The organism is Exiguobacterium sp. s28 (genome assembly GCF_018618135.1).
GTDB lineage: Bacteria > Bacillota > Bacilli > Exiguobacteriales > Exiguobacteriaceae > Exiguobacterium > Exiguobacterium mexicanum_A.
On record NZ_JACSLL010000004.1, the window covers coordinates 88,869 to 113,652 of the forward strand.

At 51.8% G+C, this 24,784-nt stretch carries 27 protein-coding genes; 15 read left to right on the forward strand and 12 right to left on the reverse strand.

The features are described from left to right. Positions 1-39: 39 nt before the first annotated feature. Positions 40-546 carry a flavodoxin domain-containing protein gene (locus tag KNP78_RS06335; RefSeq protein WP_034780662.1) on the forward strand — a complete coding sequence of 169 codons (507 nt, stop codon included), beginning with the start codon at positions 40-42 and terminating at the stop codon, positions 544-546. On the opposite strand, the gene KNP78_RS06340 is transcribed toward KNP78_RS06335, so the two are convergent. Continuing rightward, the gene (locus tag KNP78_RS06340; RefSeq protein ID WP_214823468.1) at positions 510-2,108 is read right to left on the reverse strand and encodes a glycoside hydrolase family 55 protein; all 1,599 of its coding nucleotides are present in this window, start codon (positions 2,106-2,108) and stop codon (positions 510-512) included. The two genes, KNP78_RS06335 and KNP78_RS06340, sit on opposite strands and share 37 nt — an antisense overlap. A gap of 267 nt (positions 2,109-2,375) precedes the next feature. Between KNP78_RS06340 and KNP78_RS06345 the strand changes: the two genes are divergently transcribed. The 4 genes from KNP78_RS06345 (at position 2,376) to KNP78_RS06360 (ending at position 4,191) form a co-directional block, all read left to right on the forward strand. Next, complete coding sequence (locus tag KNP78_RS06345; RefSeq protein ID WP_016507985.1) at positions 2,376-2,576, forward strand: cold-shock protein; 201 nt, start codon at positions 2,376-2,378, stop codon at positions 2,574-2,576. A gap of 126 nt (positions 2,577-2,702) precedes the next feature. After that, complete coding sequence (locus tag KNP78_RS06350; RefSeq protein ID WP_029596304.1) at positions 2,703-3,116, forward strand: pyridoxamine 5'-phosphate oxidase family protein; 414 nt, start codon at positions 2,703-2,705, stop codon at positions 3,114-3,116. Positions 3,117-3,308: 192 nt separating this feature from the next. Continuing rightward, on the forward strand, positions 3,309-3,812 hold the full coding sequence (locus tag KNP78_RS06355; protein ID WP_214754845.1) for a DoxX family protein: 504 nt from the start codon (positions 3,309-3,311) through the stop codon (positions 3,810-3,812). Positions 3,813-3,894: 82 nt separating this feature from the next. Beyond that, entirely contained in the window at positions 3,895-4,191 is a 297-nt protein-coding gene (locus KNP78_RS06360; RefSeq protein WP_214797414.1) for a DUF3817 domain-containing protein, read from the forward strand. A 21-nt stretch (positions 4,192-4,212) separates the two neighbouring features. Here the strand turns inward: KNP78_RS06360 and KNP78_RS06365 are convergent, their stop codons facing one another. After that, the gene (locus KNP78_RS06365) at positions 4,213-5,466 is read right to left on the reverse strand and encodes an MFS transporter (protein ID WP_214715122.1); all 1,254 of its coding nucleotides are present in this window, start codon (positions 5,464-5,466) and stop codon (positions 4,213-4,215) included. Between the two features lie 110 nt (positions 5,467-5,576). Here KNP78_RS06365 and KNP78_RS06370 point away from each other — a divergent pair, with 110 nt between their 5' ends. Next, complete coding sequence (locus tag KNP78_RS06370; protein ID WP_214797415.1) at positions 5,577-6,767, forward strand: helix-turn-helix domain-containing protein; 1,191 nt, start codon at positions 5,577-5,579, stop codon at positions 6,765-6,767. Between the two features lie 4 nt (positions 6,768-6,771). Here the strand turns inward: KNP78_RS06370 and KNP78_RS06375 are convergent, their stop codons facing one another. Both KNP78_RS06375 and KNP78_RS06380 read right to left on the reverse strand, forming a co-directional pair. Then, on the reverse strand, positions 6,772-7,779 hold the full coding sequence (locus KNP78_RS06375; protein ID WP_214797416.1) for a S66 family peptidase: 1,008 nt from the start codon (positions 7,777-7,779) through the stop codon (positions 6,772-6,774). A 63-nt stretch (positions 7,780-7,842) separates the two neighbouring features. After that, positions 7,843-8,169 (reverse strand): winged helix-turn-helix transcriptional regulator, encoded by a 327-nt coding sequence (locus tag KNP78_RS06380; RefSeq protein ID WP_034780682.1) that lies wholly within the window; start codon positions 8,167-8,169, stop codon positions 7,843-7,845. 106 nt (positions 8,170-8,275) lie between these two features. On the opposite strand from KNP78_RS06380, the gene KNP78_RS06385 reads away from it, so the two are divergent. Continuing rightward, positions 8,276-9,076, forward strand: a complete 801-nt coding sequence (locus tag KNP78_RS06385) for a VOC family protein (RefSeq protein WP_138860099.1) — start codon at positions 8,276-8,278, stop codon at positions 9,074-9,076. 14 nt (positions 9,077-9,090) lie between these two features. Here KNP78_RS06385 and KNP78_RS06390 read toward each other — a convergent pair whose 3' ends face one another. Then, positions 9,091-10,083: a 5'-3' exonuclease gene (locus tag KNP78_RS06390; protein ID WP_034780689.1), complete on the reverse strand. Its 993-nt coding sequence runs from the start codon at positions 10,081-10,083 to the stop codon at positions 9,091-9,093. Between the two features lie 192 nt (positions 10,084-10,275). Next, the gene (locus tag KNP78_RS06395; protein WP_034780692.1) at positions 10,276-11,598 is read right to left on the reverse strand and encodes a hemolysin family protein; all 1,323 of its coding nucleotides are present in this window, start codon (positions 11,596-11,598) and stop codon (positions 10,276-10,278) included. A 191-nt stretch (positions 11,599-11,789) separates the two neighbouring features. Here KNP78_RS06395 and KNP78_RS06400 point away from each other — a divergent pair, with 191 nt between their 5' ends. Beyond that, positions 11,790-12,587: a glucose 1-dehydrogenase gene (locus tag KNP78_RS06400; protein ID WP_034780694.1), complete on the forward strand. Its 798-nt coding sequence runs from the start codon at positions 11,790-11,792 to the stop codon at positions 12,585-12,587. A gap of 41 nt (positions 12,588-12,628) precedes the next feature. Here KNP78_RS06400 and KNP78_RS06405 read toward each other — a convergent pair whose 3' ends face one another. After that, positions 12,629-14,584, reverse strand: a complete 1,956-nt coding sequence (locus KNP78_RS06405) for a HAMP domain-containing sensor histidine kinase (RefSeq protein WP_214797417.1) — start codon at positions 14,582-14,584, stop codon at positions 12,629-12,631. Between the two features lie 191 nt (positions 14,585-14,775). Here KNP78_RS06405 and KNP78_RS06410 point away from each other — a divergent pair, with 191 nt between their 5' ends. Further along, the gene (locus KNP78_RS06410) at positions 14,776-15,096 is read left to right on the forward strand and encodes a PadR family transcriptional regulator (RefSeq protein ID WP_034780699.1); all 321 of its coding nucleotides are present in this window, start codon (positions 14,776-14,778) and stop codon (positions 15,094-15,096) included. Beyond that, positions 15,093-16,118: a DUF4097 family beta strand repeat-containing protein gene (locus KNP78_RS06415; protein WP_214823469.1), complete on the forward strand. Its 1,026-nt coding sequence runs from the start codon at positions 15,093-15,095 to the stop codon at positions 16,116-16,118. Before KNP78_RS06410 ends, KNP78_RS06415 begins: the two co-directional genes overlap by 4 nt. A gap of 58 nt (positions 16,119-16,176) precedes the next feature. On the opposite strand, the gene KNP78_RS06420 is transcribed toward KNP78_RS06415, so the two are convergent. From KNP78_RS06420 to KNP78_RS06435, 4 genes are all read right to left on the reverse strand, one after another. After that, positions 16,177-16,872 (reverse strand): LutC/YkgG family protein, encoded by a 696-nt coding sequence (locus tag KNP78_RS06420; RefSeq protein ID WP_214823470.1) that lies wholly within the window; start codon positions 16,870-16,872, stop codon positions 16,177-16,179. Beyond that, the gene (locus KNP78_RS06425; protein ID WP_214823505.1) at positions 16,869-18,272 is read right to left on the reverse strand and encodes a LutB/LldF family L-lactate oxidation iron-sulfur protein; all 1,404 of its coding nucleotides are present in this window, start codon (positions 18,270-18,272) and stop codon (positions 16,869-16,871) included. The genes KNP78_RS06420 and KNP78_RS06425 overlap by 4 nt, the downstream gene beginning before the upstream one ends. Before the next feature lie 2 nt (positions 18,273-18,274). Continuing rightward, on the reverse strand, positions 18,275-19,012 hold the full coding sequence (locus tag KNP78_RS06430) for a (Fe-S)-binding protein (protein WP_214823471.1): 738 nt from the start codon (positions 19,010-19,012) through the stop codon (positions 18,275-18,277). A 238-nt stretch (positions 19,013-19,250) separates the two neighbouring features. After that, positions 19,251-20,540 (reverse strand): NCS2 family permease, encoded by a 1,290-nt coding sequence (locus KNP78_RS06435; RefSeq protein ID WP_214823472.1) that lies wholly within the window; start codon positions 20,538-20,540, stop codon positions 19,251-19,253. A 237-nt stretch (positions 20,541-20,777) separates the two neighbouring features. Between KNP78_RS06435 and KNP78_RS06440 the strand changes: the two genes are divergently transcribed. From KNP78_RS06440 to KNP78_RS06460, 5 genes are all read left to right on the forward strand, one after another. Then, complete coding sequence (locus tag KNP78_RS06440) at positions 20,778-21,011, forward strand: hypothetical protein (protein WP_214715099.1); 234 nt, start codon at positions 20,778-20,780, stop codon at positions 21,009-21,011. 11 nt (positions 21,012-21,022) lie between these two features. Beyond that, positions 21,023-21,982, forward strand: coding sequence for a LacI family DNA-binding transcriptional regulator (locus KNP78_RS06445; RefSeq protein ID WP_214823473.1), 960 nt, complete (start codon positions 21,023-21,025; stop codon positions 21,980-21,982). A gap of 67 nt (positions 21,983-22,049) precedes the next feature. After that, positions 22,050-22,331 carry a HesB/YadR/YfhF family protein gene (locus KNP78_RS06450; protein WP_034780715.1) on the forward strand — a complete coding sequence of 94 codons (282 nt, stop codon included), beginning with the start codon at positions 22,050-22,052 and terminating at the stop codon, positions 22,329-22,331. 94 nt (positions 22,332-22,425) lie between these two features. Then, on the forward strand, positions 22,426-22,563 hold the full coding sequence (locus KNP78_RS06455; protein WP_021068076.1) for a hypothetical protein: 138 nt from the start codon (positions 22,426-22,428) through the stop codon (positions 22,561-22,563). 96 nt (positions 22,564-22,659) lie between these two features. Beyond that, complete coding sequence (locus KNP78_RS06460) at positions 22,660-23,589, forward strand: manganese-dependent inorganic pyrophosphatase (RefSeq protein WP_214823474.1); 930 nt, start codon at positions 22,660-22,662, stop codon at positions 23,587-23,589. 51 nt (positions 23,590-23,640) lie between these two features. Here the strand turns inward: KNP78_RS06460 and KNP78_RS06465 are convergent, their stop codons facing one another. Continuing rightward, positions 23,641-24,768 carry a DUF418 domain-containing protein gene (locus KNP78_RS06465; RefSeq protein ID WP_214792955.1) on the reverse strand — a complete coding sequence of 376 codons (1,128 nt, stop codon included), beginning with the start codon at positions 24,766-24,768 and terminating at the stop codon, positions 23,641-23,643. Positions 24,769-24,784 lie beyond the last annotated feature (16 nt).

Consider the following 24,784-nt stretch of genomic DNA (forward strand, 5'->3'; position numbering starts at 1 on the left):
ATAGAGATAGTAGAGTCTGAACGAAAAGGGGGAAACGCGATGAATACGTTAATTGCTTATTCGACCCGCTACGGGACGAGTGAGAAAGTTGCCCATTTGTTGGCCGAACGGCTTCCGGGAGACGTTCACATCCAAAATGTAGTCGAGCAGCCGGATGTCGAGTGGGCGACGGTCGACCATGTGATTGTCGGCAGCTCGATCCGGATGGGCAAAATTCAAGACGAGATGACGGCTTGGCTGCACATGAACGAAACCCAACTGCTCAAACGACCGCTCGGCCTCTATTTATGTGCCGGTACGCCGACTGCGGCCGAACGGCAACGAGAACTCGAGGATGCTTATCGAGAAGTGTTGCGGGCACATGCTTATTTCGTCGAAGTCGTCGGCAACGGCTATGATTTCGAACGAATGGGCTTTCTCGACAAAGCCATCGTCCGCATGATGGCGAAACAGACGGTGAGTTCACTTAATTTAGATGAGGCGATGCTTGATGAACTCGTCGAGTCGGCTCAAGCGTCATTGCGTACGCGATCGGAAAACCCATAAGCGAATAAATCATGAGCCTCGATCGGGCTACTCGTGGAGATGAGTACATCTCCACTTTTTTGTTCGCCTTCAATCCGACGGAGCATGACGTTCGTCAGTTGCCCGCCGACTTTCAACGCGACCGGGGCCGAGTTACGGCAAATGACGTCCTCGATTGTGACGTGATCGGTCCGGTTATCGCCGCCGAACAGTTCGATGTCGGCCCGTCCCGAAGTAAATCCGCTCGCCGCAATCCGTTTCAAGCGGACGTTCCGAGACTTGTATTGAACGGCGAGCGCCGGATTTCCACGATAGTCATATTCAGGATTCCCAATCGCCGTGAACCCGTGAATGAACACGTCTTGATACGCTGATATGACGAGGCTACGCGCAGAAGACTTCTTATAAAGACTCGAACGGACCGGCTCCATCGAGACGAGGTTCGTCCCTGAAAGGAAGCGTGCCGTCTTCGACTGCGGATCATCAGCCAAGTGGTGGCTGATGTGCCGGAAGTTGAACGAGCGATTATCGTGATATGAGAAGTGTCCGAATATGTGGACGTCGTGAGCGGCTGAAGACGTCCCGTGCGCCTTCACTTCGACGCCCCCGAAGCAACCCTCGCTCATATTGTTGACGAGTGTGACATGGCGTGACCCGTCATCAATCTCGATTCCGTTCGAGTTCGAGAATCCATGGGCATGGGTGCGTCCGTGTGGATGATGACAATAGCAGTTCGTGATATAGATGGCGTCACTATGGTGGGTCGTGATGCCATCGTCGCCGTAATTCGTCGCCTCGCAATGATCGAGCCACACGTAGCGGCTGCCTTTTGTGGCGCGTAATCCGTCTCCCAAGTAATGATAGTGGGGTGCAGTGATATCAAAGGCATGCAGTCCCGCGTTTTTCGCCGTGACGTGATGGATCCAACCGAATTTGACGTGCGCGAACGTCAACGCGCTCGAAGCGGTATCGCCACTCGACGTCCGGTCGACGTCACCGAGGCGCTCCACGTTCCAGTCGAGCGTCAAATGTGCGACTTCGATATGGTGGTTGCCGGCGAAGGGAGTCGCATTTCGAAGTAATCGTCGATGTTTCGATGCCCGGTCTGAGAGCTTGATGATCGTTTCCTGCTGGCCGGCCCCTTCGAGCACGCAGTTCGACGGGATACGGATGCCGCGGACGATATATACGCCGGCCGGCACGTGGACGTGGCGGCTCGACCTGAGGGCGAGCCGAAAAGCGAGCGTGCAATCCGTCTGCCCATCCCCGATGGCGCCATAATCGGTGACGTCGACGTGCTGACGCGTCATTTGTCTCAAGTTCAAGTGCTCGGCGTCGAGCCGGCGCATCCAGACCGGACGGACGATTCCTTCTACTATTTCAAGCGGCAACGAACTCGTCACTGGAACGATACGCTCCGTCATTGGCAAATGGGAGAGATAAGTTTTTGCTTGATCGGGATAGGCCGTACGTCGAGTCGCCTCATGCCAATCGAGTGTTTCCGTCAGTAACTTATCAAGTGCCCAATTCGAATGCTGGGCGATCGTGGCGGCAATGTTCGAACGGTCAATGTATGCTGTCATATGGTTCATCCTCCTAGCGTTCACTACAATTGGATGTACCCGTTTTAGAAGTATTTTTAGCAAACCGAAGTATTTAGTAGACAGAAGCATTTATCCATGGTATATTCTATATGTGCTTAATTAAGAATAGCTGGAAACATAATTCACAAAACGCTTTGGATTATTTTTCGTTTAAGATAATCCTAGAGGTTTGTGATTTTTTATTGGTCAGTTTTTTCTAGTAAGGCACTACTAGAACGCACAGCGTTTATTTCAGGAGGGTTCATTATGAACACAGGTAAAGTAAAATGGTTTAACTCAGAAAAAGGTTACGGCTTCATCGAAATGGAAGGCGGAGACGACGTATTCGTACACTTCTCAGCAATCCAAGGCGACGGCTTCAAGACACTTGAAGAAGGCCAAGCAGTAACTTTCGAAATCACTGACGGAGCTCGTGGACCACAAGCTTCTAACGTTGAAAAAATCTAATCTTCCTTTCTAAGGAATTTTATAACCTGCTCGCTTCGGCGAGCAGGTTTTTTGTTGTCCGCGTGTTTAATCACTTGCCCCGGGGGAATCAATATACGAGTGACTACCACAAGGAGGTTTTTCAGAATGGATGCAATGCAAACGGCAAAACAGATTTTAGATCATAGTAACGTAGGGACAATGGCAACGGTTTATAAAGGGAAGCCGCACAGCCGTTATATGACATTTTTCCATGATGACTTGACGCTCTACACCGCAACTTCGAAAGAAACGGATAAAGTGGATGAACTGAAAAATAATCCGTATACACACATTTTGATTGGCTATGACGGGGACGGCGTCGGGGATACGTACCTCGAGATTTTAGGCGAGACGAGTGTATCTGACGATGAATCGATGAAAGAAAAGGTATGGAACGAGAAACTCGAAGGTTGGTTCGACGGTCCGGATGATCCAAAACTCGTCATCTTAAAAATCGCGCCACAATCGATGCGCGTGATGAATAAAAAAGGACAGCCACCTCAAGAGGTGAAGTTGTAACTCAAACAAGGACGTCCCTCGCGGACGTCCTTTTCGAATTGACCAATTTCCAAAAAGTGACTGACCTGTGACGCACATATGAACGAAACGTGAACTCTTGTCCTAACCTATGTGAAAAGATGAACATGGATGGTATATTGTGAATGTAATCACATATAAGTCATCATTCACTCATTCTAAGGAGGAATTATCATGTTCACAAAATTTTGGCAAAACCACAACGTCGCCACCGGTATTTTGACAGTCCTTCGTCTCTGGCTCGGCTATCACTGGCTCACAGCAGGGTGGGGCAAAATCACAGGCGGATTTGGTTCAGAAGGATATCTTCAAAACGCAGCTTCTCTCGCCACGGGTGATCACCCAGCCGTAGCCGGTTGGTGGGCAGCGTTCCTTGAAAACTTCGCCATTCCGAACGCGGCCTTGTTCGATGTGTTGATCCCATACGGTGAATTCCTAGTCGGTCTTGGACTCTTGGTTGGTGCCCTCACACGTAGCGCAGCCTTCTTCGGTCTTGTTATGAACATGGCGTTCTTGCTCTCAGGTACGGTCAGCACGAACCCGACGATGTTAATCGTATCAGTCCTCATTCTCGTCGCAGGCTACAATGCTGGTAAACTTGGTGTCGATGGATTGTTCCTTCGCAAGTTCGTGGAAACAAAAGTCATGCATCGTTCACCAAATCGTCAAATAGCGTAACGAATTTATGACGTTCTCCTGTGACAAACCTCACCTCTTTCGGCTACGATGGACGTAGCAACGATTGAAAAGGAGAACGAATATGAACGCAACACGTTTTAAATGGCTCGGATACACAGAGGGGATGTCTTTCTTACTCTTGTTGCTCATCGCGATGCCGCTCAAGTACTTGGCGGGCATGCCGCTTGCCGTCAGCATCGTCGGCGCGGCCCACGGTTTCTTGTTCGTCGCTTATGTGGGGGCAGCCGTCTATATGGCATGGCGTTTCAACTGGGGCTTCAAAGTGTTGGTCCTCGCGGTTATGGCATCCGTTATCCCGTTCGGACCGTTCTTGTTAGAGAAACGAGTCCTACCATCTACAGAAAAGACATCGAATTGAGGTTCGATGTCTTTTTTGCGTTCATGCACTCTCTGCTTGCGCTGACACAGCGGCTTTTTCGGCAGTGATGTCGTGACGGATCCGATACATCGCGAACAACGTGATGGTGAGCAGGCAGAGCATGCAAATCGTATAGAGTGAAGCGACCGGCATCCATTCGCTTAATAGGCCAAACACGATGAAGCCGAACGGTGTGATGCCCATCGCGAGGGATTCGAGGACACCAATCACGCGACCGAGATAACTCGGTTCCGTGTTCGTCTGTAAATAGAGCTGGATGGGGATATTGACACGGATGATGAAGAACCCGCTTAATAAGGCGAAACCAGCGAAGAAGACGATAGCTGGTGTGACTGAGAAGTCGAAATAGAGCGGGACGGCCGGTCCGATAAAGAGGCAACTCATAATGATCAGCGCGGTTCGGGTCGTGGCTAGCCGATGTTTGATTTGAAAGACCGGCAATGCATGGGCGAGCGAGGCGACTAAAAATCCGACGGCGAACATGCTTTCTAAAAATCCGAATTGAAGCGGGCTGACGCCGATTTCTTGTAGGGCGGCAATCGGGAACAGCACTTCGGTGGCAACAAAAAAGAAATTGAGCAAGGCGGCCAAGAGGGTCAACGTCCAAAGTACGCGCTGGCGTTTCAAGTAGCGGAAGCCAGACCGGACCTCGGACCAAGTCGATTGCTCGCTGGGGACATGGTCGTACGCTTTAAAGTGGAGACGAGAGGCGACAAGAGCGGCGATCATAAATAAGAGAGACGAGCTGAAGAGAAACGCTGATACCGGAAGTAACGTGAACAGTGCCCCGGCGAGCAGCGGCGTGCCGATGCTTGAGATGGAGATGGTACTTTGAATGAGGGAATTGGCGCGTTGGAGTCCGTCTTCGTCGAACAAGAATGGAATCGAACTCGATAATGTGACGGATAAGAAAGTCGAGACGACAGAGAGCAGACATGTGATAATCAAGAAAGCAGGAACGCCGAACGTCCAGACGAGACTCGCGATGCCGGCAGCTAAAAATAATAAGGCGTTCACGGACTCCATCGTAATGATCACGCGCTTGCGATCCAGTTTGTCGGCAAACGCCCCAGCAAACGGAGATAATAAGACACGTGGCACTGTGCCGGCAAGCAAGACGAGTGCGAACTGTAGTCCCGAACCGGACGTCGTCAGAACCGTCAGTCCCGCGACGAACGTGAAGAGACTGGATGCAAACAACGACATGAATTTTCCGAGCAATAATACATACAAGTTTGATGAAGTGGTCGTCATATCGATTCTCCTTTACAGTTAAGTTCAATCTGATTTAACTTTATAGTAAACGATGACACTCGATTTGTATACAATAAGTTCAATTAAATTTAACTTTTAAGAGGTGCTCTATGATTGGACAACGGATTAAAGCGTTACGCAAAGAAAAAAAACTGACGCAAAGCCAGCTCGCTGAAGGCATCATCACGAAATCGATGCTCAGTATGATTGAGAACGGCAAAGCAGAGACGTCGATGCGCAGCCTTCGTGAAATCGCGAAACGACTCGACGTGTCGGTACAGTCATTGCTCGTCGATCCTCGCGAGGAGGACTTACAGAAAATCGTCGAGGAGATTGAATATACGCAAGGAGGTCTCCACTCATGGGAAGACGAGGCCGTTCAGAAGGCGCTCCTCCCTTACGTGGACGTTGAGATGAACTCGGTATGGCAAGGGAAGGCGTACACGTTACTCGCGGACAGTGTATTTTATAGTGGGAATCAACAACAACTGTTGGAGTGGTATGATCGGGCAATCGCGGTGTTTGAGCGGCTCGAGGAGAAAGAAGAATTGATTATGGCCCGCATCAGCCAAGCGTTTTATCTGCTTATGTGGAATCGGTTTGATGAGGCAATTGAACGGATCGATACGATTGAATTGATTGATTCGAGAAGCATGAAGACGAAGACCCGCGTCGAATTCAGCATGTTGATGGTGTTCCGAAATATGTTGTATGACGACGATTTACCGGGCGCGATTCGTCGTCTCGAGGACACGCTCGATTATATGAAACGAACGAAAATGTATTATCGGGTCGACGATGTGTATCGAACGATTGCGATTTGTGCCCTCTATTTGAAAGATGAAGCGGCGATTGTCGATGCGCTGCAAAAAGCGAAACAATACACGAATTTCACGGATGACGTGACGATGAAAATACGCCTAGCGATGACAGAAGCGCTCTATGCGATCGAATATCGGAAGACGGAGCTTCTACATCAACAGATTGCTGTCATGAATGAACTGCTAAAGGGAAATACAGAATTCATCGCAGCGTTCGAGATGAGTAAAGGTGTGTATTTTGCATTGACCGGCGAGATCGAGACAGCCCGGAAATCGTTTTTGAGACTGTTGGAGCATCATGATCAATGGGCGAAGCATGGGTTTGTCGATCAAGCGATTTACTTCGAAGGGTTATTAATTGGAACGAGTCATGGGTGTGGGAATGAATGGGTGCCGTTGATCGAACAAGAGGTGGGTTTATTCCCAGAAGGGCGTTTCCGAAGCCATCTAATGTCTCTTATCAAAAAAATCAAGGGCTGACGCGTCAGCCCTTGAACGTTTGGATGAGTGTCCCTTTGCCGTTCTCGACTTGAATCGAGGCATGGGCACCGTTGATCAGTGTCATTTGCGGCGGGACGTGTCCGCAGTCGATGTCGTAGATGACAGGAACGTCGAGCAATGCCTGTAGTTCCGTATACACGTCCTCTGCCGTGTAGCCTTGGACGGGCTGTTGTGCCGCACTGCGTCCGAACAGAATGCCAGACGTATGATCGAACCAACCGGCCCACTTCATTTGAAGCAGGGTCCGTTTGAGTGCCGGTACATCGAGCTCGGCGTTCTCGAAATACCAAAGAATCGGTTCCCCGTTCAAATGAATCTGTTGGAACGTAGCGACGTCGCCATACGGTGTGCCGATCGTATGCAACAAGACGTCGATACAGCCGCCGAGCAGTCGTCCGGTCGCTTCCGTCCCACCGAGTGATTTCCATTCGGTCGGCTCGGTCAAGTGATACACATGAGGGCTCGGGTTCTCATGCTGCCACTCTTTTTGGAACTGTTCCGAGGCGAGCTGGATGACCGTCTCGCCTTCTTTCGCCGATACGACGTCGAGCCAACGCGAGCTCGTCGCGTCCCATTCTTCGCCGCGCAGGTCGACGAGGTTTGTGCCGTGGGCCGAGGCGATGCCGGTCTTGAGCGTGTACACGAATAAAAATAAGCTGACGTCCGAATATCCGAGCATCCATTTCGGCGGGAGCGCATCCCAGTCGATGGTGTCTAATAGCTCGATCAATAAGACGCCGCCCCATGGCGGAATAATCAGGTCAATGGCCTCGTCATGGAACAAGAGCGTCAACTCATCGGCCCGGACTTCTGCCGGTGCCGATTTCGCTTTGTCTTGCGTCCAGACCGATGGTTCAAATTGAAGCGTGAAGCCATGGCGAGTGAATGTGGCTTCGGCCTCGTGGAGCAACTTGTGCAGTTCAGCAGGAACACCCGATGAAGGGGCCGTCACACCGAAGTGATGACCGGTTAACTGTGGATAACGAATCATGTGAGCCTCCTGTGGATAAGTGATAGATAATGTTGCGGAAATGGGTTATCCACATGTGGACAATTATTTGTTGCGCATGCGTTCGGCGTGTTGAATGCCCCAGGCGTTCATCGTCTCGAGCACCGGGATGAGCGTTTTCCCATACTCGCTCAAGCGATAGTCGACACGAGGCGGCACCTCCGGATAGACGGTCCGGATGATGAGGTCCTGCTCCTCTAAATCGCGGAGCTGGGCCGTCAAAATCTTTTGACTGATGTTCGGAAGGGAACGTTTCAATTCGCTGAACCGCAACGTGTCTTCGTTGATGAGTGCGAGTAAAATCGATGGTTTCCATTTTCCCGTGATCATCTCGAGTGCGGTATCGACCTCACAGCTTGAAATCAGTGGCATCTGCCTCACTCCTCTCTAAGTATCCTTTAGGTAACTATACCACCTTTTTGTGCCGTCTTCTGTCGATCCTACTTAGCGAGTATACTGAGGACAGAGGTGATTAACTATGAAATTAACAAACATACAACTCGGCGCTGTCACGCTGCGCGTCAATGATTTAGAAACGATGAAAACGTATTATGAGCACGTCATCGGAATGGATGTACTCGAGACGTCAGAACATCGCGTCACGCTCGGAACGAACGAAATGGCGCTCGTCGTCTTACATGAAGTGAAGGGTGTTCGTCTGAATCCACGGGCAGCCGGCTTGTTCCATATGGCCATTTTATTGCCGGACCGTGTCGAACTCGGACGGATTCTTCGTCATTTGATTGAGCAACGGATTGAAGTCGGCCAAGGTGATCATTTGGTCAGCGAGGCGTTTTATTTGAGCGACCCGGAAGGCAACGGCATCGAGCTCTACGCGGATCGTCCCCGGGAGCAGTGGGAATATGAAGCGAACGGTCATGTGAAGATGTCGACGGACCCGGTTGAATATGAATCGATGCTCGAGGCGGCGGCCGACCGTCCGTTCACGGGCCTTCCGAACGGAACGACGATGGGGCATGTCCACTTCAAAGTACGTTCCCTAGAAGCGGCAAAATTATTCTATCAAGATCGTCTCGGTTTCACGGTGACGACCGATTCGTATCCAGGCGCCTTATTTTTAGCGGCCGACGGGTATCATCACCATATCGGGACGAACGTCTGGGCCCGGCCGAGCCAGGCGATGGGACAAGAGGCCGGTCTGGAGGCGTGGACGCTTTTGGTCGACGCAGAGACAAACCGCGCGCTTGGCGGGACGACACCGGAATGGTCGCTCACCGACGATGATGGCATCAAGGTAAATATAAAAAGCGTGGACTAATTGTCCGCGCTTTTTTAGCGTGCTGAAATTTTCTTTTGACTCGAATCAAACGAGAGGCGAATGCCGCGTTTTTGATACGCTTGTTCGACACGTTTTGAATTGATACTGAGCTCAAGATGAGCGAGTTTCAAGTGTTCGAGTTCTGGCACCGTGACATCGAGACGGACGAGCTCCATGTTGCGCTCGGCCTTTTTACGTGTGCGTCTCAAGTTACGGGGCACTTCTTCTGACGTCAGTGCCGCGATCGTTTCATTGATTAATTGTCGTTTGTCGCCTTTGACGCTTAGCGCCGTATAGAGCTTATCAAGCGAACCAAAGCGTTTGATCAACTGGACCGATTGGCTTTCGTCCAATCCGGCCACAGGCGGGATCCCGTCTGAACGGTCTCCTGTCAATGCTTTGACTGCTGAGAGCTGTTTTGGCTTCAATCCTTCGTACAATGCCGCAATCTCCTCAGGACGAATCTCGAGATGTCGCTTGAGCGGGAGCGGGCGATTGTCTTTGATGTCGCAACGAGCCTGCATTTGTTGCAACTCTTGCGTTTGAAGCCAAACGGTGATGCGTGGGCTCACGAGCTGAAGCAAGTCCTTGTCTTTCGTCATGATGACGACAGGAGCGCTACAGCTAAACTTCCGAGCGATATGAGCGATCAAATCTTCTCCTTCATAGCCTTCGACTTGATATTGCGGAATCCCGCTATCTTCAAGCAATTGGCGCATGAGTTCCATTTGAGCTTTCAACTCGGGTGGTGTCTGGCGGCGACGGCGTTTATAGCCTGGATAAAGCTCGCGGCGCCATAATGTTTCACGTGAGACGTCCCACACGACGACAAAATGAGTCGGACGATGTCTACGTAGAATCGTCCGGATGAGGCCGGTCATACCGATGACGGCACTCCGATCGTTTTTAGATACCTCGCGTCCTTTTTTCGTTCGGCTCGCGGCGGCACCGTAATAGGCACTGGCCAGCATGGAGTTTCCGTCAATTAAAAATAGTTTACGTTCCATGCGTAACCTTCTTTCTGTAGTTGTTGGACCGAACATTCATGAACTGTTCGGTGATGTTGTGTCAATGAGTGACACGCACTCAAATAAGCAACATATGTGCAGTATATCACGACAAGGTCTGAAAATATAGCGACAGTTCGGACCGCCTACGAAAAGCCCTCCCCGATTTTTCGGGGAGGGCGGTCTAATTGGTCAGTCGAGTTCAGGTTGAATCTCGTCTTTATGAGCCAAAATCAAATCGACGAAAACGATACGGTGATTGTCGATTTCACGAACAATCAGCTCATGTTCGCCCGGTAAGACGAAGCGTTCTCCAGTACGTGCATTCGCTTTTTGTGATAAGACGAAGCCGCCGATCGTATCGACATCATCCTCGATTTCGATGCCGAACCGTTCTTCGATCTCTTGCGTCAAGACGAGACCGGACAGGCGATAATGCCCGGGTGTGACTTCGGTGATTTCAGCTTGCTCGTCACGGTCGAATTCATCACGAATCTCCCCAACGATTTCCTCGAGGATATCTTCAATCGTGAGAAGTCCCGCCGTACCCCCATACTCGTCGATGACGAGACACATCATCGTCCGCGCGTTCTGCATTTTCACCATCGCCTCTTGAAGCGGCGTGAACTCCGTCACGAGCGGGAGTTGATGGATGAACGATTCGAACGGGGCGTCGCTCTTGACGAGTTGAGCGGTGAATAGCTGCTTGGCGTTAATAAAGCCAAGCACATCATCGCGGTCACCGTCACGGGTGACCGGGTAGCGCGTATATTGGTGCTCTTGGACGGTAGCGATAATCGTCTCAATCGAGTCTTCTTCGTCGATGGTCACCATGTTCATCCGTGGGACCATCGCGTCTTTGGCGACACGTTCGTCGAAAGAGAAGATATTTTGAACGTAGGCGAGCTCATTCTCGTTAATTTCTCCACTGCGGAAACTCTCGGTCATGATGATTTTGAGTTCTTCTTCCGAGTGCGCCGTCTCCTGTGCCGTCGTCTGTACGCCGAACAAGCGAAGTGTTAGCCGGGCTGTGCCGTTTAGCACGTGGATGAACGGATACAATAATTTCGTGAAGAAATAAAGCGGTCGGGCGACGAGCAGTGTCAAGCGCTCGGCTTCGTGCACGGCCAGTGTTTTCGGGACCAGTTCCCCGATAACGACGTGCAAGAAGGCAATCAGTAAGAAGGCAATCAAAAAGGATAGGACGGTCGCGAGCGACGTCGATACGTTCAAACGGTCGACAAGCGGTTGAATCATCCCTTCGATTTGATCCGCACCAATCCAACCGAGACCGAGTGCGGCGAGCGTGATACCGAACTGTGAAGCCGATAGCGAGTCATCAAGGTTTTCAATCACCTTTTTGGCGACAGAGGCCCGTTTGTTTCCCTCGAGCACGAGTTGGTCAAGACGGGCGCCGCGCACTTTAACAATCGAGAATTCAGCCGCCACAAAAAAGGCGGTCATGAAAATGAGCAGGGCGACGATCAATAAGCTGAATAACATGGGACTGTCCAAAAATTCCCCCAAAAATCGGGGAGTCACCTCCATTAGAGTAAGTTGTATGTCGTTCAGGAGAATCCCTGAAAACGAATAGTTTGTTTCAGTATAGTAGATTTGCCACAAATATTCAAAAAACAGCCTAAAAGGTTTCACGAAGAGGGGAATGAGGGAACTACAAATCGAGAAGAGACGAAGGAGGAATTGATATGGCTAACTATCCAGAACTGAAAGGCAAAGTCGCAGTCATCACCGGCAGTTCGAAAGGACTCGGTCGAGCGATTGCAGAGCGTTACGCAAAAGAAGGGGTCCATGTCGTCCTGAACTATCGCAGCAGTGAAGACGAGATGAAGAAAGTGATTCAAGGAATCGAAGAGGCCGGCGGCAAGGCAGTCGCGGTGAAAGGTGACGTCGCAGAAGAAGGACTCGCCGAGAAGATGATTGAAACGGCCGTGTCCGAGTTCGGGAAGATGGACATCTTCGTCAATAATGCAGGGGTGCAGGTCGAAGCAAAAACGCATGAGATGGAACTCGACAACTGGAAGAAAATTATCGACACGAACTTGACTGGAACGTTCCTTGGTGTGCGGGCCGCTCTCAAATATTTTGTGGAGCACAAAATCCAAGGGAACATCATCAACATGTCGTCGGTGCATGAAGTGATTCCGCGTCCTGGTTATACCCATTACGCAGCGAGTAAGGGTGGCGTCAAGATGTTCACGAAATCGGTCGCGCTCGAGTACGCACCGAACAAGATCCGTGTCAACGGAATCGCGCCGGGCGCGATTGACACACCGATCAACGAAGAGACAATGCAAGACCCGGAAGAGAAAAAAGGGCTTGAGGCACTCATTCCGACGCATGAGATCGGGCGTCCTGAACAGATTGCGGCCGTGGCGGCCTGGCTTGCTTCTGACGAGTCGTCGTACGTCACAGGCGCGACGATTTTCGCGGATGGCGGTCTATCGCTGTACCCGGCTTTCGGACCTGAAAATAAAGTACAATGACGAAAGGGAGGACTCGCTTTACGCGAGTCCTCCCTTGTTCGTTAGCTGCTCATCTGGTCTTCCATACTATACTTCGGCAAGATAATCGTGAACGTCGAGCCATGGCCGACGCTCGAATCGACTCGAATCGAGCCGCCGTGCCCTTCAGCAATCTCTTTACAGATGGCGAGGCCGAGGCCCGTGCCGCCGATTTTACGGCTGGCCGAATTGTCGACGCGATAAAACTTGTCGAACAGTTTCGGCAATGCCGCCATCGGAATCCCGATGCCTGTGTCTTGAATGGAAATCTCGATGACGTCTGATTTATCATTTGTAACGCAGACGGCCACTTTCCCGCCATCCGGCGAGTACTTGATCGCATTGTGGAGCAAGTTCGTGAACAGCTGACTGAGCCGATCCCGGTCACCATATACATAGAGATTTGTGTCACATTCGAGGGCGAGCTGATGATGTTCGCTCGCGCCTTGGTGGACGGCAATCGTCTCTTTCAAGATGTCATGCAGGCTCTCCGGTTGACTATGATACGTCTGTTTGCCGGACTCCATCCGTTGCACGTCCAATAAGTTTGAAATCAAGTCCTCGAGACGCAATGTCTCTTGGTGGATCATTCCTAAATATTGGTCGGTGCGTTCGGCAGGCATCGTGCGATAACGCAACAGCTCGGTGAAGCCGATGATGCTCGTGAGCGGTGTACGCAATTCGTGCGACACGGTCGAGACGAGCTCTGTCTTCAACCGATCGACCTCGGTCTCTTGTGTCACGTCCCGGAAGACGAGCATCGTACCGTGCCGGGTACCACGCAAGTGAATCTTTTCCGCGTACATCTGGATGAAACGGGCTTCTTGATTCATTGAGAACGTCACGCTCTCTTCCATGCTCTCGCCATCAAACGCGCGACGCATAAATGAGAAGAACGAATCTTTTTGATCGACTTGAAGACCGAGTTCTTCTAGATCGGCGTCCAAGCGATACAAGTCCATCTCATTTCGTTTCGTGGCGGCTTGATTGAACATGATGAAGAGGGCCTGGTTAGCGAATTTTTCATGCGTCGTATGCTCCATATAAATGACCGCATCACGAATCGAGTGAAGGAGCCGCGCCGTCTTCTCGCGTTCTTCCTCGACTTGATTGCGTTGCGTCGCGAGCGAAGAGGCCATTTGACGGAAGGAGTTCGTCAATTGTCCAACCTCATTTCGTGACGACACAGCCGCCGGGATCGGGATGATCCGTTCGTCCGCCAAACGTTCACTGTTGATGATCAACTCATGAAGTTGACCGGTCAGTCGTTGGACGTAAGGACGGGCGGCGATGAAGAGGACGAGCAAGACCGCTAAGAGAGAGAGGAGCCATAACACTTGGGCCCACTTCGTATGTGTGGCCAGTTGTTCCCGTAGCAGATTCTCTTCTTCATTCAATGAGTTGCGATACTCCGTGAATACGGTCTCCATGTCGACGATGCTCGCGCTCATGTCAGCGGCACTTTTCGAATTGATCTTGAATTTGCGATCGGCAGGTGGTTCCGCTTGTGGATTCACTTTGCCAAGTGTCGGCATTTTCAAGAACGGTTCGGTGACCGTCCCTTCGCGTTTGGCGATGACATATCGCTCTAGACTCGGCATGACGCGTTGTTGATAGGCCGAGAAGAGCGTCCGCGCGTCGCTCGCATACGTCTTCTCTTTTTCCGTGACCGCGTTCGTTTCGAACCAAGCGGTCTGAATCTCAATCAAGTCTTGTTTTTCTTTGACGCGAGCGAGCATCGCCTCGTCGCCGAGGATGACGTAACCGCGCATTTCATATTGCATCGACTGCCACGTTTCGAATAGTTCGGTCGCGTTCGTGCGACGTTCGCTAATGTTTTCGAGCGATGATGTCGTCTGTTCGATTCGGTTTTCCGTATACATGTACACGGCGAGTGAGGTCAGGAGGATCAGTCCGATGAATAAATAGAAGACGAATAAAAACTGTCTTCCGATCCGCTGGTCAATCCATGCTTTCATAAAAATCGGTCCTTCCCGGAACTGCGTACATTCCTACTGTAACAAATATCCTGCGAGTGTCGTTCTTTCATTGTACAGATTTAAACCAGTTGTTTCCACCAATCAAGAAATATGCGGAAATTCAACTATTGTCTATTGAATAATAGTGAACGATAAGCTATTGTTTAATATATAGTAGAGGAGGCGAGGGAATGAATCCTCAATTTAAGAAAGGCGTGCTCAACTTGTGCGTGCTCGCACTTGTCGAGACGCATGATCGTTACGGTTATGAGCTCGTGCAAGCCATTTCGGCAAAAGTCGCCATCTCAGAAGGTGCCGTCTACCCGCTCCTAAGGCGGCTCACGTCAGACGGGTACTTCACGACGTATTTAAAAGAATCGGCAGAAGGACCACCGCGAAAGTACTACGCCATCACGGAGCAGGGGAAAGCTCATTTGGCGGAACTACGCGCGGAATGGGAGACGTTCACGACCGGCGTCAACGAATTGATCGAAGGGGGAACGGACAAATGACAGAAGAACAGTATTTATTGGAACTCGAACGTTTGTTGATGGGGATGAGCGTCATCGATCGGGTTGATATTTTACGGGATGTGTCGGAGTACTTTGCGAGCGGACGACTCGACGGGAAGACAGATGCGGCGATGATTGAGGAACTCGGGACGCCAAGCGCACTCGCGAGCGAGTTGCTCGGCACGGTCGAGCCACTCACTGCAGAGCGAAAGGAACCGGCTATTGTGAAAAGTCCGAACGTGGCGTTCCGCAACGTCTCGATCAATGTCCTGCAAGCACACGTCAAAGTCGTCCCATCTGATGACAGCTTTGCCTACGCGACGCTCGAGACGGAACGGGACCACGGGGTGACGATGGAGATCGTTGGAGACACGCTCGAAATCCGAATTGAGTCAGAACGTCGTTTCGGTCTGTCGAACTTGTTCGCCTGGGCAGTGACAAAGGCACCGGTGTTACACGTCGAGCTGCCGCGCCATGCGTATGAGCAAGTCGTCTTGAAAAATCGTCTCGGCTCCTGTGACGTGCGCAATCTCGAGGCCGCATCGGTCGAAGTTGAGAGTGAGAACGGGAGCATCACGGCCCACACAGTTCGCGCCGAGCGTGCCTCATTCCGCTCCTCGAACGGAAAAGTCAGTTTGACGTCGATAACAGGACAGATCCTTGACGCGCAATCATCGAACGGGAGTGTGGAAGTGGGCGCCTCGAACGTGGACCGCCTCGAAATCCAATCGTCGAACGGTCGCCTCGATATTAACGACGTGACAGGAGCGATTGAGGGGAAAACCTCGAACGGTCGCATCGACTGTGTGATTGATGTGATCGAGCATCCAATCCGTCTGAAGACGAACAATGGCCGCATCGATATGCGTCTGAAGCAAGATCCGCGTGATGCCGTCATTCGGGCCAAGACGAGAAACGGCAAAGTCGAGCTGTTCGGGGATCGGGCGAACGAGCGGACGTTCGGGGACGGAGCGGTTGAAGTCAAACTGACGAGCTCAAACGGGAGTATCACGGTCGAATAAACTGAACACAAAAAGACTCGCTACGTGAATGGCTTCATCACGCGGCGAGTCTTTTTCCTTATAAGTCATGGACGAGCAAGTAGGCGACACGGACAGGTCCGTGGACGCCGACAATCAAATTCATCTCGATATCGGCCGAGTTCGATGGGCCGGAGATGAAGTTGACTCCGTTCGGCGAGGCGAGGTCACCGGTCCGGTCAAGTTCGGCTAATTTTTTGGCTGCCTGTGTCATCCGCGGCACGAGCACCGATTTCGGGATGATGGCAATATGGTCGCGCGGCAATAAGCTGATTGTGCGTGACTTCCCAGGAGCCGCGTACTGGACGATCGTCGCACTCTCGGCGAGGGCCTGGTCGACAATCGTGATACCGATATCGGCCTTCACGGCGAGGGCACGGCTGTCTTCTGGCCGCTCCGCGTCCCACCAGTCGAACGATTCGCTCGTCTGGGGCGCCCATGCCTGGATTCGGTCGTCACGTTCGGCGATGATGCTCTGCCCATCATACCGTTCAATCAAGAGACGGAGTGTATCATCGAGGTTAGCCGACTCGCATTCGACGACGTCAGTATGGATGCGTGTCGCGACCATCCGGAACGTCTCGAGCAGTTCCTCGTCAGAGGCGTCTTTCAGCACCTCGTCTTGCGGGCGGTGCTTATACACGCGTTTCGGCGGAGTCAAGTCGACGTCACGTCCGAGCTGTCCGGCGATTCGTTTTAGAAAATCTTCGCGATTGGTGATCGTTCCTGGATTCATTCTGCATTCCCCCGTTTCTTGAACCAATCCCGTACCGTCTGCTTGGCGGGTTGCGGCAAGTCTTTCGAATCCGTCCAGGCCGGCAAGCCTTTCTCGATTTGTCCCGCTTTCGTGAATGGGGACGATGCGAACGGCGCGATGTGTTCGGCCGCTTCGAACAAGAACGGGCTCGACGACGTGACCGCAAAGCCTTTCATGGCGATGCGCTCGACGAACGGTGACTGTTTTTTCTCTTCGACGATGACACGGCGATGTTCGATCAATAGCTCGTGGAGCGGAATCTTGACCGGGCAGGCTTCCGTACAGGCACCGCATAGACTCGAGGCATACGGCAACTCTTTATAATTCTCGTAGCCGTCGAGGAGCGGGGCGAGCACGGCGCCGATCGGACCCGGATAAATCGAGCCGTAGGCATGACCACCGATGTGGCGGTACACGGGACAGACGTTGATACAGGCCGCACAACGGATGCATTGAAGGACAGATTGGAACTGTGTGCCGAGGATGCCGGAACGTTTGTTGTCGACGATGACGAGATGGAACTCCTCAGGTCCATCGACTTCGCCGTGATCGCGCGTGCCAGCGAACGTCGTGATGTACGAGGTGAGTCGTTGACCGACGGCGCTCCGGCACAACATGTTGACGAGTACTTCGAACTCATCGTACGACGGGACGATCCGTTCCATCCCCATGACGGAAATGACAGTGTCCGGAAGCGACGTCACCATGCGGCCGTTCCCTTCGTTCGTGACGAGTCCGACGGCACCGCTCTCGGCGATGGCGAAGTTACAGCCGGTGATGCCGACTTCCGCTTTCAAAAAGTCTTTTCGTAACTCACGGCGTGCATAGCGCCCGAGCTCGGTCGGGTCGTTCGTCCCTTCATAGCCGTGGGCCGTGAACGTCTCATGGACGGCGTTCCGGTCTTTATGGAGGGCCGGGGCGACGATATGCGACGGCGGATCATTATCGAGTTGAAGGATCCATTCCCCGAGGTCGGACTCGACGACCGTGCAACCTTCCTCATGGAGCGCCTCGTTCAGCCCGATTTCTTCTGTCACCATCGACTTCGATTTGACGACATGTTTGGCGTTTTTGGCGCGTACAACTTCCCGGATATAACGGTTTGCTTCTTCCGGCGTCTCGGCGAAGAAGACGTTGCCGCCTCGTTTCGAGATGTTCTCGCTCAATTGATATAAGTAATAGTCGAGATGTTCGAGTACGTGTTGGCGAATCTCTTCCGAATGGTCCCGGAACGCTTCCCAATCCCCGAGTTCACCTGCCGCGTTTAAACGACCGTCACGCAGACGGTTTTGCGCCGAACTGACGGCCTGACGCATGAACGGATTGTCGATTCCGTCTTTACGTCGATCCTGAAACTTCTCATCTAATCGAATCCCCATACTCATGCTTGTTTCACCCCTTCGTTCAACACTTCCGCGATATGCATCACTTTGATCGGATGACCTTGTTTATGCAAACGTCCCCCGATGTTCATCAGACATGAAGCGTCAGCCCCAATCAACACTTCGGCTCCCGAGTTCAAGATCGACTCGACTTTCTCATCGACCATCTGTACCGAGACGTCTGGCATCTTGACGGAGAACGTCCCCCCGAAGCCACAACAGTTGTGGACATTGTCGAGCGGGAGCATCGTCAATCCGTCGACATTTTTAAGTAGCTGGCCCGGTGCCGCCTCGATTCCGAGGAGGCGCGTCATATGACAAGACGCATGATACGTTGCCTTGGCTGGGAACTTGGCCCCGACGTCCGTCACTTCGAGCACGTCAACGATGAACTGCGTCAACTCGAACGTCTTCGCCGCATGAGCCTCGGCCCGTGCCTTCCAAGCGGGATCATCTTTAAATAAATGTGGATAGTCGCGCATCATCATGACACAAGATCCAGACGGACCGACGATATACTCAGCATCCGCCTTCTCGAACGTCTCGATCATATGCTTCGCAATCTTCTTCGTCTCTTCATGGTAGCCGCTGTTATAGGCGGGCTGCCCGCAACACGTCTGCTCAAACGGGAAACTGACGTCACAACCTAGATGTTCTAATAGTTCGACCGTCGCTTGTCCTACCGATGGGAACAACGTATCAGAGAGACAAGTGACGAACAGTGCCACTTTAGGCATGTCCATTCCTTCTTTCCGGTTCATAGTTTAATTCGTAAACGGTTTCACAGTTATTATTCCATAACAAACGAGTCCAAAACAGAAAAATGGAACGATTCTCACAAAAAAATGTTAAATCCTGTCTAATTGAGAACTAAATGATAATGAATCAATATTCAGAAGATGACTGCTATAAAACAGCATTACCCTGCCCGATAACAGAAAAACCCTCATCGGTCGACGAGGGCTCGAATCTAACTTATAAGAAAAACATTTCCAGGATGAATAGCGCGCCGAACAAGTAGATGAGCGGGTGGACTGTTTCTTTGTTCATCGCTTTAAAAATCGGATACAGGATGAAACCGAAGGCGATCCCGCGTTCGATACTGCCTGAGAGCGGCATGATGAGAATCGTCATGAACGCCGGGAAGTATTCGCTGAAGTCTGTCCAGTCGATGTAACGGACGTTCGTCAACATGAGTGCTCCGACGATGATGAGCGCCGGCGCCGTGATGGCGGCGACACCAGAGATGGCACCAATGAGCGGGCTGAAGAACAACGTCAGTCCGAACAAACCGGCTACGACCGCTGTCGTGAGACCGGTCCGTCCGCCTTGAGCGACACCGGCAGCTGACTCAATGTAGGCCGTCGACGGGCTCGTCCCGACGAGCGAGCCACCCATTGTCGCGAGCGAGTCGGCGAACAAGGCGCGGTGACCGTTCTCAATCGTCCCATCCTCTTTCAACAGGTTGGCCTGTTTTCCGACTCCGACGAGTGTTCCCGTCGTATCGAATAACGTGACGAGGAAGAATGACAAGACGGCACCGAACAAGCCGTATTGGATGACGTCTGAGAACGCCGTGACCGGGTTGACCATAAGTCCTTCCGGCAATGTCGGCATCGCCGTCACGCCTTCAATCTTCAAGAGACCCATGAAAAAGGCGGCAATTCCGGTAAGTACCATCCCGATGAGGAGTGAGCCCGGCACGTTCCGCGAGAACAAGAGCGCCGAGACGATCAAACCACCGAGGACGAGCAAGACACTCGGTGATGACAAGTCCCCGAGACGGACAAGGTTCGCCTCATCCGCAACGATGAGACCTGACAACTTCAATCCGAGCGAGGCGATGAACAACCCGATACCGGTCGTGATGGCATGCTTGAGCGACGCCGGAATGGCTTGAATCAGTTTCGTCCGAATCGGTGACAGCGACAAAATCAAGAAGAAGACCGATGAGACGAAGACGACGCCGAGCGCGGCTGACAGAGCAATTTGTTGCTGAGCGACGAGCGTATACGCGAAGAATGCGTTCAGTCCCATCCCTGGTGCGACAGCAATCGGGAGATTGGCGTAGAATGCCATGAGGCCGGTACCAATCAAGATGGCGATGATCGTCGCCGTGAACGCTTGTGCGAACGGGATGCCGGCGTCTGACAGGATTGCTGGGTTGACGACAGAGATGTAAGCCATCGTCACGAACGTTGTGATGCCGGCCATCACTTCTTGTTTAACGTTCGTCCCGTGTTGTTTCAATTGAAATAAGTTCATGAGTAGGACTCCCTATAATTAGTAATTTCCGAACGATTATGTCCGACAATCGTCGAATTAACGTTATCAACTTGATGACTATACAAAACGAGTCGCCTGTCGTCAATGATTTTGAGTGAAAAAACATTAAATATTCTCATGTAAGCGTTGAATGTTCGGAAATAGACGAAATAAAAATAGTGCTTGCTCTGAAACGCGTTTCAGACTGTACGGTTAAGTCAAAGGAGGGAAAAGCTCATGAATCCGACAACGTGGAAAACCTGGTGTAGTGGCATCGTCTACGAACTCGTCATCAATCAGTTGTATACGCCGCTCGGAAGAATGTTGTGCGCCCGTTTCCAAGACGAGTTTCTTCATCTACCCGTCGAAGAACGGTTTCGTCTCGTCCAAGCGATCCGGAAACAAGTGATTGCGAAAGGTGACAGTCAGGAGGCAGAGTGGGTACACTATATGCAAAGACTGACAAATTGAGGTGAGACAGGATGGCGAACATTCGAGATATCGCAAAATATGCGGACGTATCCGTGACGACGGTGTCGCGCGTGCTCAATGAGCACCCATACGTGTCGAAAGAGAAGCGTGAACGGGTGCGACGGGCGATGGCCGAGCTCGGCTATTTACGGAATCAGCAGGCGCTGACGTTATCGACCGGTCGCACGCAGCGTTTCGTCGTCGTGTTGCCGTATTTGGATCATCCGTATTATGGACTGTTCGTCAACGGGCTCGCGAAAGCCGCCCTCCAAAGAGATTATCGACTCGTCATGTGGCAGACTGAGTATCAACTCGACCAAGAACGGCAAGCGCTTGATCTATTGAAGCACCGTGAAGTCGATGGGGCGATCCTGTTATCCCATACGATGTCATTCGATGAGATGGAAACGTATCGACAATTTGGTCCGATCGCGGTCGCGACCGTCGGGGCGCCGCAGACGATTTCTTCGGTCCACGTCGATCATTACACCGCGTTCGTCGCCGGTTTGCGCGTGTTGGCGCAAGCCGGATATGCCGAAATCGGAATCGTGTTGTCAAGACAAGACAGTCCAAGCTCGATCGCGCGTCAGCAGGCGTACTTCGATGAAGTCGAACTTGCGCGTGAGCGGTGGGTCTGGACCGGTTACTTGACGAGCGAGGACGGAATCGGACTGGCCGATGCGTTTCTGCGTCAACAAGAGCGTCCTCGAGCGCTCTTTTTCTCGTCGGATTATGTGGCGCTCGGCTTTTTAGGAGAGTTACGCCGTCGCGGTGTCAGCATCCCGGATGAAGTCGCCATCCTTGGCTTCGATGGTCATCCGATCGGTCAGGCGTTCGGCCTGTCGACGATGCACTCGCCAAATGAAGACATCGGACGGACGTTGTTCGATGTGACGTTCGAGGAGATGAATGGCGGAGCTTCGGTCACAAACAGTTTAACGGTCACATATTTACCGGGGACGACGCTCTAGGCAACTTCCTCGCTCGGTTTTTCTGAAACGATTAGAATGGAGACAGAAGTCGAGAGGAGGATGACGAATGAAGATTAACGTGACAGAAGAAGCACTCCAATTTTTTAAAGATGAGATGGAAGTCGAGGCAGGCCAGACGGTGCGCCTTTTCGCCAAATATGGGGGTTCGACCGATTTGACGCACGGCTTCTCAGTGGGAGTCATCACAGAAGACATCGACAACGCTGTAGTCGAAACGGAAGCGGATGGGATTCGCTTCGTCGTGGCTGAACAGGATGAGTGGTTGTTCCAAGGACAAGACGTTAACGTCGAGATTCGAGGCGACGAGGTCGTGTTCGTTCAAGCGTGACATCACAGTTTGTTAACAGAAATGCGACATCCGTTTGAAGCCATCCAGCTCGGGGAACAGTCTACGACATGACAAAACCGAAAGGATGAGACAGATGTCAGAACAAGATAAAAAGCGTGAACAAGAAGAACAAGAGAAGTTGAAACGAGACCAACCGGATATTTCGCACGAAGAAGATTCAAAAGGGGATCATTCGGACCTCGAAGAGACGGACGAAGACGAACAAGCGTAAAGAGCCCCTGGTGGCTCTTTTTGTTTGGGAATTGAAAGAATGAGGATAGACGGTATAATGGATAAGGGAAAACTATCATAGTGAGGAGAATGCATCATGAGTACAGTACTAGTTTTCGGACATAAAAATCCAGACACGGATACGATTTGCTCGGCGCTCGCTTACGCGGAGCTGAAGAAAAAGTTAGGCATGGACGCTGAGGCGGTCCGTCTTGGTGAAGTGAACGGAGAGACGCAATATGCGCTCGACCACTTCCGCGTCAAGGCACCACGCCTCGTGGAACGCGTGTCAGACGAAGCGAACTCGGTCATCCTGGTCGACCATAACGAGTTCCAGCAAAGCGCGGAAGACATCGCAGACGTGCGCATTCTTGAAGTCGTCGACCATCACCGCATCGCCAACTTCCAAACAGCGGATGCCCTCTACTATCGGGCCGAGCCGGTCGGTTGTACGGCGACGATTTTGCTCAAACTCTATAAAGAGCACGGTGTCGAAATCGCGCCTGACATGGCAGGATTGATGCTATCGGCGATCATCTCGGACTCGCTCTTGTTCAAGTCACCGACATGCACGGACGAGGACATCAAAGCGGCAAAAGAACTCGCAGCTATCTCTGGTACAGATATCGAGACATACGGTCTCGAGATGTTGAAAGCCGGAGCGGACCTTAGCCAAAAGACGATTCCAGAACTCATCTCGCTCGACGCGAAAGAGTTTGCGATGGGCGACTACCGCATCGAGATTGCTCAAGTGAACACGGTCGACGCGAACGATGTATTGAGCCGTAAAGCTGAAGTCGAAGCGGCAATGGCCGTGAAGATATTAGACAAAGAACTCGATTTGTTTGTCTTCGCCATCACGAACATCTTGACGAACGATTCAGAAGCACTCGTTGTCGGTAAGAAGACTGACCTATTCGAGCAGGCGTTCAACGTCAAATTGGTCGATGGCCTTGCGACACTCCCTGGTGTCGTCTCACGTAAAAAGCAAATCGTACCGGTGCTCACAGCAGCGGCGACGAACTAAGAAACGAGAAAGGCTCGAAGCAGATCAATCTGCTCCGAGCCTTTTTTGCGGTTAAGATGCTTGTTTTTGTCGTCCATACGTTCCGATGCGCCATAATTTCTCGAACGGACCGTATCGATGCGATTTCAGCCACCACATTGAGAAGAACGCTTGGGCAATCAAAATCGCGATACTTAAGAACAATCCTTCCGTCAACGACAGGCGACCGTAGTAGCCGAGGGCGATGACCGGCAGGACGACGACGAGCGTGTGCGTCAAATAGTTCGTCAGCGCCATACGGCCAAGCGCCTGTAGCGGACGGAATGCGCGTCCGTTACGGACGGCGATCGTGAACAGACAGACGTACGCCGTCGCGAGCAGTTTGCCAGAGACGAGGACGGCCGTTAAGTTGACCCAATAATATATATAGCCGCCGCCGTAATGATGCCAAAGGATGACAGCGAAAAACGGGAGAGCAGCCACCGCACAAATGATGGCCGTCCGGGTCAATCCTCGGATGCTCCAAGTGAGGAGTTTCCGTTCCCGTCCGATATACAGGCCGAACAAGAACAGGCTAAAGATCTCAATTCCGACGAGAAGGGAGTTCGAGATGGCAGAAAAGATTTCGACGTTGAGACGATAATCGAACCAATCGCCAAAGCCCATATTATAGGCGCTTGGGAAAGGATCACCTTCATAGAAAGCACCGCCGTTCGCCCATTCTGTCAGCGAAAATGTTACATAAAACAAAAAGAAACTCCCAATCAATAAGCTCCACGCCCATGTCAAAATCGCCCGGTTGCTTAATCCATAAAACAGTGGGAGCAACAAGCCCCACATCGCATACGTATGTAAGATGTCACCCGACCAAATGGCCAGGTGAACGAGTCCGAATAGAAACAAGATGGCGATGCGTCGGATGTAACGGCCGACCGAGTCCCCGCGCGCATACGAGCGCTCAAGGAAAATCGAGAAGCCGATCCCGAACAAGAGCGAGAAGATCGTGTAAAACTTCGTCTGAATGAACAAATCGAACAGCGTCCGGACGACGAGGTCACTCCCGTAATAGTCGGGGCGACCGAACATCCAGTCGCTCCCGAGCATGCTTGGGATGTTGACGAGGAAGATGCCGCATAGGGCAAATCCTCGAATGATATCATACAGAACGATGCGTTCGTTTACTTGAATCGGGCCAGCCATACGCCACTTCCTCTAC